The organism is Desulfosarcina cetonica JCM 12296, assembly GCF_001311845.1.
Classification (GTDB): domain Bacteria; phylum Desulfobacterota; class Desulfobacteria; order Desulfobacterales; family Desulfosarcinaceae; genus Desulfosarcina; species Desulfosarcina cetonica.
In genome coordinates, this window is record NZ_BBCC01000368.1 from 1 (window position 1) to 2,862 (window position 2,862).

General features: G+C 45.8%; 1 protein-coding gene and 1 pseudogene. One reads left to right on the forward strand and one right to left on the reverse strand.

Annotated elements, in window-relative coordinates; translation table 11 throughout:
* Positions 1–664: hypothetical protein (locus tag JCM12296_RS40735; protein WP_218188429.1), on the forward strand; the 664-nt coding region annotated here is incomplete at its 5' end.
* A gap of 849 nt (positions 665–1,513) precedes the next feature.
* Here JCM12296_RS40735 and JCM12296_RS33860 read toward each other — a convergent pair.
* Positions 1,514–2,556: pseudogene (locus tag JCM12296_RS33860) on the reverse strand (IS110 family RNA-guided transposase).
* Positions 2,557–2,862: the final 306 nt, after the last annotated feature.

The window sequence follows — 2,862 nt, forward strand, 5'->3', positions numbered from 1 at the left end:
AACGGCATTGTGTGCGACGGCAAAAAGCCGCCGCGCCACATGCCGGGCGTTGGCTGAACAAATGAAATTATCAGACGAAATTGCTAAAGGATTAGGTGTTGCATTAAATGAATCGTCGCTTTTAGGAGTTGAATATTCTGATGAGTTGAATTGCGCCTCAGCCACATTTTCTATTTTGACATTACCTAATGAAAAAGATTCTGAACCACCAGATTCACGTATACAGATGATATTTCATAATGTTGGGCGAATAGCAGCATCTCTGAGAAATGGATATTGGAATGATTATGATGCTGATATAGAAAAGTTTAAGTTAAATGAACTCCTTTCAGTAGTTCAATCGTTCGGTGGTCAGCCGATCTATGGATGGAATTTTTTTAATATTTTGGATGAAGAATTCTTTAAATGGAGTGATAAATTAAGCTTAGATTTCAGAAACAGAACTGGCTCAGAAAAAAACCAAATAAGCCTATTTCAAGAAGGGGCTACATTTACAAAACATTTGGACCTGTGGATTTGGTTTGAAAGTTTAAGTGTCCATGATGCAATGAAACGGGAGATTGAAATTAGTAGCTTAATTAATGGTGGCAAACGTTGGTGGGATGCAATGCATCGCGGCGATAAACGAACAGATGGTCACGGAATTTATCCAAGCAAAAGCTGATTCAGCCAACCTTTTGCTTCACCAGATTCGGGCCAAAAAGCGGCCCTCTCTGGTGAGCATGGCGTTGGGGCAGCTCTTGTTTTTGTATTTTAATTTTTTCTTGCGAGTTTTTGGTTCTGTTCCCGCTTGAAATGGATGCACAGAATTTGTAATTGATATCATTGCTTGGAATGTGCGGGTTCTTTTTGTTTGTCGGCTCTTTCGCAAGCCTGTTTCGACATCGTCGATTTGCGCCCTTCATTCTTTTCGGGCCGGGCTTGTCCGGCGTAAACCGAGCACCTCGTTTTCATCTTCCATGAAATCTCGGTGCCCCAACATCTATATGGCCTCCCCTTGTCAAGAAAAAACTTTTCCGGCGGATCGGAAGGCAAATAAAATTCATGCAACTTATTCCGTCTCTGGTTTCAGATTTCTTAACAAGCAATTCGCTGCTTCTGACTTTCGTCTTCAATCGCGGGAGTCAGCACGTTTGGATAACGCGTCTGCACCAAACATCTATCGGGATTGACTGATTTGCCGTAAGGTTCTTTGACAATCAGCGTGCCGCCTTAGGACGGCTTCAGAATATATTTCGGGTCCCTTATTCCGGCGCAGTCAAAAGAATCGGCTCGCCGCCATGGGCGTCCAGTTAGGGTGTCACTCGGATAAGGGGTAGAACGCGATCATCACTTGTAAAGCTATCCGTATTCGTGGATGGAACCGGAAGATGCCTCCAATCAAGCGCATTGAGCTTCGGGCATAGGGTCCACTCTTTTTTCGCAGTCTGGGCTGCATGTCATTAATTGAGAGGATCAGATCCGCCCGCATGATCTCAGTTAGGCCGCAAGCTGGCACCCTCCGGATCCAAACCTATTGGTCGAAGAATCGTTTCATATCGAATGCCTCTTTGTTTTTGAGCATGAAATAGATGGCTCGGCCCAACTTGTGGGTGAAAATCCCCAGGGCCTTGCCTTTGTTATATTTACGTTCCAGTTTGGAAACGAAATACTTGGCCTCGGATGAATCCCTGAGCATGAGAATCGCGGCTTCCTTGATCGCCCACTTGAGATGATGGTTCCCGATTTTCTTGTTGGTGTGTCCGGCCCATTTGCCATCAGATTCTTTTACGGGCCGGACCAGCCTGGCGTAGGATGAAAAATCCTGTACCCGAGGAAAACGTTTGATATCGTGGATTTCATAAAGGATCACAAGCGCCAGGATTTGCCCGACACCGGGGATCGATCTGAGCAAGAACAGCGTATGGTAATCGTGCTGACGGGCAGTTTTCTCTATATGCCATTCGAGTTTCTTGAGGGTCTGGTTCAAGGCGTTGATCATTTCCAGATCCACCTCAACGCTTTTCCTGACGGCAGGATCATCAAAGCGTTCGGCAACGCGTCGTGATTATATTTACGCGACAACTTTTTCTTGAATGCCGGCAGATTGTATTGTGTGTTGGTATTGGTAATATGGGCGACCAGCTCACCGCATCGTCTTGAAATATACATACGTCTTCGCAACAGATCCCGCGTGGCCCGCCATTCAGCAGGGTAGGAATACGCCGTGGGGAAATTGCCACCTTTAAGCAGCATGGCAATCTTGTAGGAATCGATTTTATCGTTTTTTGTTTTGCCACCGTGAATGGCCTTCATGTACAATACATGACCGAGGACAAAGTCAATTTTGTGATCGGCGCACAAATCAGCAAGCCAGTACCAGCAGAAGACGCATTCAACCCCGACAACGACGTCTTCGAGGAAGGGAAAGACCAGTTCAAAAAACGATTCAGGGTCGGTTTTGATGTTAACATGGACCACGACTTTTCCCTTGTGGTTCAGGATGCAGACATACATTTTCCTGGCATGCAGATCGACACCGCAATAGTATTTGTGCTGCTGATTGTAAAATTTCATAGTGTGCCTCCTTTTGCTTGGGTATTTTTGTTGGGGATAACAAAAGATTACCGTTGCAAGTGAAAGGGGGCAACCCCGCATCATGTTTTCTGTGAATATTCAAAGTAGCAGGAAGCATGATGCGGGGTTTAACTTCGGCCCCGTTTTCTTTGGGAGGCCATAACTAGTATCAAGGGCATTAAGGGCGACGGCAAAAAGCGTCGCGCCTTATGCCCGCCGTTAGCCAATTAGGAGTCCTCGGTGCGCAAGGAATATGGAAAAGTTCTGAGAAGTCGCTTTTTAAGACGAATGAGAGATCTCGTTCCG